Annotated in this window: 7 protein-coding genes, 1 tRNA gene and 1 pseudogene; 2 read left to right on the forward strand and 7 right to left on the reverse strand. The window is 62.2% G+C overall.

Annotated elements, in window-relative coordinates:
• Window positions 1–2 precede the first annotated feature (2 nt).
• From RN01_RS02930 to RN01_RS02960, 7 genes are all read right to left on the reverse strand, one after another.
• Window positions 3–563, reverse strand: coding sequence for a DUF2857 domain-containing protein (locus tag RN01_RS02930; protein ID WP_039016639.1), 561 nt, complete (start codon window positions 561–563; stop codon window positions 3–5).
• Window positions 564–578: 15 nt separating this feature from the next.
• Window positions 579–2,201, reverse strand: coding sequence for a ParB family protein (locus RN01_RS02935; protein ID WP_039016640.1), 1,623 nt, complete (start codon window positions 2,199–2,201; stop codon window positions 579–581).
• On the reverse strand, window positions 2,194–2,445 hold the full coding sequence (locus RN01_RS02940) for a hypothetical protein (protein ID WP_039016641.1): 252 nt from the start codon (window positions 2,443–2,445) through the stop codon (window positions 2,194–2,196). The genes RN01_RS02935 and RN01_RS02940 overlap by 8 nt, the downstream gene beginning before the upstream one ends.
• Entirely contained in the window at window positions 2,429–3,319 is an 891-nt protein-coding gene (locus RN01_RS02945) for a ParA family protein (protein WP_039016642.1), read from the reverse strand. The genes RN01_RS02940 and RN01_RS02945 overlap by 17 nt, the downstream gene beginning before the upstream one ends.
• A gap of 42 nt (window positions 3,320–3,361) precedes the next feature.
• Window positions 3,362–3,574 (reverse strand): AlpA family transcriptional regulator, encoded by a 213-nt coding sequence (locus RN01_RS02950; RefSeq protein WP_039016643.1) that lies wholly within the window; start codon window positions 3,572–3,574, stop codon window positions 3,362–3,364.
• Between the two features lie 118 nt (window positions 3,575–3,692).
• Window positions 3,693–4,439 (reverse strand): hypothetical protein, encoded by a 747-nt coding sequence (locus RN01_RS02955; protein ID WP_039016644.1) that lies wholly within the window; start codon window positions 4,437–4,439, stop codon window positions 3,693–3,695.
• Window positions 4,440–5,025: 586 nt separating this feature from the next.
• Window positions 5,026–6,132, reverse strand: a complete 1,107-nt coding sequence (locus RN01_RS02960; RefSeq protein ID WP_048935056.1) for a hypothetical protein — start codon at window positions 6,130–6,132, stop codon at window positions 5,026–5,028.
• A 472-nt stretch (window positions 6,133–6,604) separates the two neighbouring features.
• On the opposite strand from RN01_RS02960, the gene RN01_RS02965 reads away from it, so the two are divergent.
• Window positions 6,605–6,680: transfer RNA gene (locus RN01_RS02965), tRNA-Gly, on the forward strand.
• Between the two features lie 226 nt (window positions 6,681–6,906).
• Window positions 6,907–8,040: pseudogene (locus RN01_RS02970) on the forward strand (tyrosine-type recombinase/integrase); the annotation flags it as partial.
• Window positions 8,041–8,137 lie beyond the last annotated feature (97 nt).

Below are 8,137 nucleotides of genomic sequence, written 5' to 3' on the forward strand. Positions count from 1 at the left end.
GCTCAGGCCAATCCTTGATCGACCCACGAATTGATCGCGGCCCAGACCACCGACAGTGGCAAATCCATGCCTTCGGCAAGATCCATGGTCGCGTCGAGGATTGAGGTCTCATCCTCCAGATCGACGTTTTTGCTGCTGGTGATGGCTTTCCAGCGCCGCCACAGCTCCGTGTCCTGGGTTTCGTCCAGAACGGGATGGCGACCCTTGCGCTTGGGCAGGCCCAGCACCTCACGGCGCAGGGCGACTTCCTGGTGGGTCAGGCCGTAGAAGCGGCTGACCATCTCGGTGCTGGCGCCCAGGCGCAGCATGCGATCGACGGTGGCGATCTCTTTTTCCACATCCTGGGCCTGCGCCAGCAAACGCCGCAGCACCTCACCATTTACCGTGACGGAGCACCACGAGACATTGGCGTTGGCCAGCACGCTCACCATGGCGGGGTGCTTGAGCGCATCCAGTTCGGTCTCGCTGAAGCCCATGGCCTTGCAGCGGCGCAGTTGCCCGTTGCGCAGGTCATAGAGCGCCTGGGCGATCACGGCTTGATTGAGCGGGTGGGGTGCGGACATGCGGGTCTCCTTCGCTCACGTCCCTGGGGCTGCGGCGCCGGATTCCAGATCCAGCAGGCGCCGCGCCAGGCGGAGCAATCGGAACAGCTTGACCAGTGCGGTATCGCTCAGGCGCTGAGCCGGATTGCCCTGGCCATGGAGCAGCGCCGGCAGCTCGGCGGCCAACTGCCCGCCGTCCACACCTGCCTCGGGGAAGACCTCGCCGGCCAGACACGCCAGCAGCGCAAACACCGCGCGGCCCTGCGGCGATGGCGTCCGGTCTTGGGCATGGCATACGAAGCCCACGCCGTCGGTGCGGTCCTCGATGCAGTCGCCCACACCGGCCTCGCCCGCGATCTCGCGCGCGAACTGGGCGATGTGGATGCGCAGACGGTCGGGCGTGTCGAGGCCAGGGTCGATATGCCAGATGTCGGAAATCGGATAGAGCCCGCCCGCCTGGACGGGGATGGACTGCAAGACATTCGCCGAGAAATCAGGCAGCGCATCCCCCAGCTCATCGGCGACCATCCGCTGAATGGACTGGAGCCGCTCGGTCGTTGGCGCCGGCGACACGACGTGCCCTTGCAGTCGATCACCAAATGCCGGGCTTCCTGCAGACGACTCGCCCGAATCCGAATCGTCCTCGCGTGGCTGGACGGCAGTCGCTGGCGCCGCGGTGGATGGCGTCGGTGCGGTTGGGGGACGTGCAATGGTTTCAGGCTCGGGCAGTGCAGGCGGCGCCGATGGCGGGGTGGGATCGCTGACCAGGGCGCGATGGCGACTCTCCGATTCGGTGAGATCGAGGGCCAGTACGTCATAGTCGATGCTCAGCAGTTCGGACATCTGGCCGATCAGCTCATCCTGCACGCGCTGCGGAGCGAACTCGTCGGCCTGCGTGTCGAACTGCGACAGCACCTCCTGAAAGAAGTCGTCGAAGTCCTGTACCAGGGTGCGGCCCTTGGCGTAGCGCTCCCAGGCGAACATGCAGGCTTTGCGCGTGACCGACAGGCGCTCCACCTGGTGGCGGCCGAGGCCCCCATAGAGCAAGGTGGGGATCGCGGGCAGTAGGTAGCGCACCGCGTCATTCATGCGGCTGATGTGCGACTGCTGAACGGGGAAGCCATCGGCCGCGAGGCGGCGGGCCAGTTCGGACTGGCTCAAGGCGGTGCTGCTTTCCTGCTCGTAGAACTCGCGCGCCTTCTCGACGCCGAGGGCGCGCTCGATGAAGGTGAGGCCGCCGCGCAGTTCGTTCTCGGCCAGGTGGCCGGTCAGCATGACCACTTCACCGCGGCGGGGCCACGGCCGGAACAGGCACGCTATGCGAAAGAACTGCTCGTCCTTGGTCTCCGACCACAGTTCGCGCAGGATCGCTAGCCGCGTGTTGCCGCCGTTGCGGATGATGTAGTAGTCCTCGCCGGGACGGCGGGTGATGGCCGGTGCCGCATCCAGGCCACGTTCGCGGATGGATGCCTTGATCTCGTCGTAAGCCGGGTTGCGCTTCTTGCGTGGGTCGTGGTCGTAGGGGCGCAGCTGGTCCAGCGTCACGACCATCGGTGTGTCGGCGATTGGATCGCTCAAGGCAGTGGCAGTGGGGCCGCTGCGCTCGAACCCGGCAGCGAGCAGCTTGCCGGCCATGTCCTGGGAGGTCATGTCAGCCATGGCGGCCTCCGCAGGCGTTGGATGCCATGGCTTCGCGTTCTGCACGGCGGATTTGGGCACGGGCGTTCAGCGCCGCCCGGTGGTCGCTGGCTGTCGAGCTGGTGTAAATCGCAGCGCAGCCGGCCTTGGTGAATTTGAGGTGTCCGCCCGGCGTACGCTTGACGTGCCAGCCTTCGCCCACGGCGAACTCGATCAGGGCGCGCAGCCGCTTGTGGCCCCGGGCCAGTTCATGTGCGTTCGCCATGGGGCCTCCCAGTATCAAGAGGGAGTGGCCCAATTGGGTGGGGCGGACGGCCCGACACCGCGGCAAATCGGTGGTGCCACTGCGGGAACAGTTCGCCCGCGAGGCCGCGCATGGTGTCGAGCGCGGCAGAGGCGACTCTGCCCGGCGGCTGGCGGTGTTCGACCCGATGCACCGGCATGCCGCGCGTCGCGGCGCGCGGGTAGGCCTCGATGGCCGGCACGTCGGTGGCCAGCACGCGGATGCCGGCGTGGTCCTGGAACAGATCGCGCAGGGCTTGCTGGATCAGCCGGGCGTTCGCGGACACTGGATGGACACGGTTGATGAGCAGGTGCAGCGGCGGCGGCTCGATGCCCAGGTGCCGGTACGGCGCAATGTCTTCGAGTAACTGCATGGTGCCGCGCCGAAGCTCTCGGGCCGCAAGGATCTCAGGCGTCACGGGCGACAGCGCGAGGCCGGAAGCCAGCACCGCCATCTCCAGCAGCACCGAGCGCGCGCCCTGGGTGTCGATCAGCACCAGGTCATAGAGCGGAGCCAGCACCGGCAGCAGATGCCGCAGCCGCAGGCGTCCATCCGGTGCGTGTAGCAGCATGGTGTTCAACTCGCCCCGGTGGTCGTTGGAGATCACCAGGTCTAGGCCCGCCACGATGGTGCGGGACACGAGCTGGCCGAGGTCGCGCTCGTTGAAGGCCAGCAACTCGTAGATGCCACCAGGCGCGCGGTGGGTCAGCTCGTAGTACGAGGACAAGGTGGGCTGCACGTCGAGATCGAGCAGCAACACGCGCAGCCCCGCGTCCGCGGCGAGCCCGCCCAGGTTGGCGGCCGTGGTCGTCTTGCCGACGCCGCCTTTCGTTGAAATGATGGATACGACCTGCATGGCGCTCTCCGTGTGAGGATGGGAAATCCGCGCGAGAACGGATCAGGTCCGGCTGTTGACGCGCTCGGCGATCCACTGGTCGATCTCGATAGAGTCCCAGCCCACGGCGCGCACGCCCAGGCGAAGCGCCTGCGGGAACTGGCGCTTTTTCATCAGGTTGTAGATGTGGGCGCGCTTGAAGCCGGACTTCGCTTCGACTTCATCCAGGCGCAGAATGCGACGCTCGCTCGGCGGCAGTACGGGGGATTGCGACATGGCGGTCACTCCTGAACGCTCAGTGGCGTTTGTTGGCGTGATCTCTATTCAATAGACATGGATGCCAAAAGACATTGCATATGCAATCTCCTGGATTGCACATACAAGCTGGAAGATTTCACTCGGATGCGCTACGGACGTTCTTCCTAGCGTTGGCGAACTTGCCATTCAAGGTTCGCTCCGTGATGCCCACGGCGCCACCGCAGTTGGCAAGCATTGCAGAGACGATGGCCTCCTGCGTTCTGAATCTGGAGTAAGGCACACCCGCAGGAGACTGGCCGAGCATCAGCGCCAGCATCGCGCCGATGATGTTCAGGTACGTGGTCTCTGCCCGGTGGCTGATTGCGCGCTGATTGGAAGCCAGCAGCACGGTTGATTGCTTCAGCAGGGTTTCGTGCTGCTCTCGCAGTTCGTGCATCTGATGCTGGGTATGGTCCAACGCTGCTTTGAGAGCCATTCGCTCCAAGAGGAGCGCCTCTCCTGTTTGTATGGAGATGAACGGGTGGGCCATGCGCTCGCCACGGCTGAAGAGAAAGGCGGGGCGATGCTCAGGATAGTGGGCGCGCATCCAGCGCTTGAGATCGACATGGCGGATGGTCAGGTCCGGCGAACTCACCAGCGCTGGGTCGTTGAGCGTGATCCCGTTCTTGCCGTAAGGAAGCTCAGCGTGGAGGATGCCGTCGTAGATGCGTTCCGAATACAGCCGACACTCATTCCATCGCGGGCAGTCCAGTGTCTGTGGCAGGCGCAGCGGCGATGTGATCGATGCGAGGATCATCGTCTTGAACCGCAACAGCCCGGCCCACCGTATGGCAGCTTCGATGGGGCGATAGAACACCTTTGATAATGGAGGTTCCTTGTGCATGGTCTCGTCTCCTTTCGGAAGCGCTACATCACCGGCTCCTTTTCTGCCCCATCAAGGGCTATTGTATTGATTGGCCTGTGGCGCATGCCTGAGACGACTCTCAGGAACATGGGGGAGGCGATCATGGCGTTCGCCACAGGTGGTCCTCTCTTGTCTGTTGTGCAAGAATTGACCGGTTGCCGGCGCATCGAGCCACGAGGAAGAAGCCCGCTCGATTGGCGCTCACGGTGCCAGCGTCACGGGGGCGGGCAAGCCCATCAAGACTGATTCGATATGGTCTGATATCCAGGCGGTTTCAGAAGACGCATGGTCCAGCTTTTTACGGATCAACGTCGATCTGAATGGAGAAGAAGCGGCACACGTCATGCTTGTTTCGACATCCTGATATATCGATAAAGCATTACCGCGCCGGCCGTCATTCGTCGCTGTTCCCTGCTTCTTATTCTTCGAATGTGGAGCGCACGGCCTGCACAACATGTTCTGCCCGTTGGGCCGCGCTAAGCTGAGAGTAGGTCTTTCTCAGCTTGCCCGATACCTGCTAGCCGTTTTCCTTGATAGAGTCGATGATGCGGTTCGCATCCTCAGCCTATGCCTGCAAGTAGGCGTCTAGCAGATCGGCAGTGACGTGAGGCAGGAGCGCTTCGACGGGAGAAAGTTTGTAGGTATAGGAGACGGGAGCTGGGCCATGCAGAGCGAACCCTGAAGCACGCATTCCTGCCCAGAACAAAGCGAGGTTCTTGTCCCCTGTACACAGCATGATCTGCTCTTGCGGAAATAGAGCAAAGAAATTGATCAGCAGCTCCAGCGCCCTCAGATCGGCCAGCGCGTTGTAGGCGTCCTGTTCGGAATACTGTGCGGAAGGCTTGACCAGACGCTTGGCGGGGCCTGCGCCGTTTTCAACGCAGACAATGCTCAGGGCAGCAAGCACCGCCAGCGTATTTCGCTGCAAGCCGCAGCGCTGGGCAGCTTCAAGAACCTGGTTCCACATCTCGGGGCGTCGGGCTGCGCTGATGGGCGACTGCAGTGCAGGGGCCACCTGACACAAGAATTGGACTTTGCGCTCCATGCTCTCGCGCATTTCCTCCAGGAGTCCGGTCAAGCCAGCGACTGCCGAGTCGGGGGTGAGTTGGGCTTGCGGAAGCGCCGAGCGGATTTTTCTGCAGGCTTCAGCCCATTGGTCCTCGACCTCTTGCGGCGTGGGAATCTGCCGCTTGTTGCCTTCCAGAGCGAACAGGCCGGGATTGATCCGCACGGGCTTGTCTTGGAAGAGGTCGAGAAAATCGTCCCCGCCGCGGACCTTCCGTCCATCTTTGTAGCGTGACGCAAGCTCGCTGATGGTGCAGCGATCGGGCATGACAAGCATGTTCGACCGCAAAGCCAGGCCGGATGGCAGCCAGCCGCCGCGAACGAGGCCGATGGCCTTGTTCGAGTATTGGCTCTCCAGCGTTGTGCGAAGATTTGCGGCTGCCTCTACCGACAGTTCCGGAATGCTGCTCTCGACGATGCGTGCATGGGACCAGTTCAGTGGAATGTTGACAGGGCCATTGAGCTTCATCCCGTCAAGGTCCGAGTACCGCAGCGGCTGTAGATCCACGCCGTCAAATGAGGCCGTTCGGCCCGTGGGCACGCCTTCAGCGTCTTGCTCTTTGAAGATCCAGACCCCTGCTGTCTGGGGTACTTGCTGATTGGTCATAGTCACTGCTCGATCAAGGGGGGGGAAGTCCTGGAGCCTGCAGGCCGACTGAACTCTGCGTAGAGGGCTTCTGCCAGCTCCTAGCCATCAATGAAGCCAGCCTCTTCGGATGTCAGGCAGATCGCCAAGACTTTGATACCTCCATTGTCCAGGTGCTGCTGGATGCCTGCGTGGTGATATCCATGGTGTAGCCGGGCCGAGTCCGCCATGTTGTACGCACGGAGCGACGGGTAGCTGCTCCTGGACCTTGATGGAAGTCTTTGGACGAACTTTGTTGTCGAGGGCAAAAAACAAGGCTATAATCAAGTTCTTCGCTGCTCACCACAGGGAAGGAAGTGATTGGGAAACAACGACTTAGCGCTCAGGTGTTTGTCTGTTTTCCCGCTCCAGGTTAATGGCATCCGGTGATATGACGAAGTATGTGCAAGTCATCGGAACGGCAGCAAAGCTGCCACAGCAGTAAAAGTTGTACGCGGGAGTAGCTCAGTTGGTAGAGCGCAACCTTGCCAAGGTTGAGGTCGCGAGTTCGAGACTCGTCTCCCGCTCCAAATTTTGATCCACAGACTTCTACTGGGGTCTGTAGGTCATTGAAAAAAGGAGCTTCGGCTCCTTTTTTCATTCCAGCGAGTGCCACGGAAATCCACCCACAGCTACCGTTTTTGAGTGACCAAATAAGGCACAAGAATACGGGTGGGTCGGCTACCGGATAGTTGCTGGGGCTGAGCGGGGACCATGACGAGCATAGGGCCTAAGTCATTACTTAGGAGTCTCGAAATGGCGCTCTCTGATCTGACCGTCCGGCAGGCGAAGACCACCGGAAAACGCTACACCCTCTCCGACAACGACTGCCTGGGCCTGATGGTCTCAGCCGCAGGCGGCAAGTCATGGCAATTCCGCTACTACTGGCTGGGCAAGCAAAAGCGCCTGTGCCTGGGCGGCTATCCTGCTCTCAGCCTGCGCGAGGCCCGGATCGAGCGAGACAAGGCCCAGGCCCTGCTCGCCAGGGGGATCGATCCTCAGGTCGAGCGCGACCAGAAACGGCACGCGGCCAAGCTGGCGGGCGAATACACCTTCAAGACCGTCTTCGATGCCTGGGTCGAGCATCGCCGCAAGGAACTCAAGGAAGGCCGTCAAAGCACGCTGTCGCAGATCCTGCGCATCTTCAACAAGGACGTGTTGCCCACCCTGGGAAGAATGTCGATCTACGACATTCGCCGCCCCCAACTCCTGGGCGTCTTGGCGGCGATCGAGAAACGCAAGGCGTTCACCACCGCCGAGAAGGTCCGCACCTGGTTCAACCAGTTGTTCCGCTATGCCCTGGTCATTGCCGAGGGGTTGGAAGTCAACCCGGCCGCCGACCTGGACGTGGTGGCAGAGCCCAAGCCCCCCGTAGCCCACAATCCCTACCTGCACCTGCCCGAGATGCCCGAGTTCCTCCAGAAGCTCCGGCTCTACAACCCCCGTGGCTGGCAGACCCAGCTTGGCGTCCGGCTGCTGTTCCTGACCGGGGTGCGCACCGGCGAACTGCGATTGGCCGAACCCGAACAGTTCGACCTCGACAGGGGCTTGTGGATCATCCCACCGCAGATCGTCAAGCAGCTCCAGGATGAAATGCGCAAGGCAGGGAAGCGGCCGCAGGATGTGCCCCCCTATATCGTGCCGCTATCCCTGCAGGCCATCGAGATCGTGCGCTATCTCCTGGGGGTGATGCGGCCGGCGCAGAAGTACTTGCTGTCACACCGCAGCGAACTCAAGAAGCGCATCAGCGAGAACACCCTCAACAAGGCCGTGCAGCTCATGGGCTATGAGGGGCGCCTGACCGGCCACGGCATCCGCGGCACTATCTCGACGGCGCTCAACGAGATTGGCTACCCGAAGATTTGGGTGGACGCGCAGCTTTCCCATTCCTGCGTATTTCGGGGCGCGTGATCAGCGATTTCGGGGGAACGTGATCACCTGTTTCGGCGGGAAGCTGATCGCTGGTTTCGGCGGAACGTGATCACTT

This window comes from Cupriavidus sp. SHE, assembly GCF_000812445.1.
Classification (GTDB): Bacteria; Pseudomonadota; Gammaproteobacteria; order Burkholderiales; family Burkholderiaceae; genus Cupriavidus; species Cupriavidus metallidurans.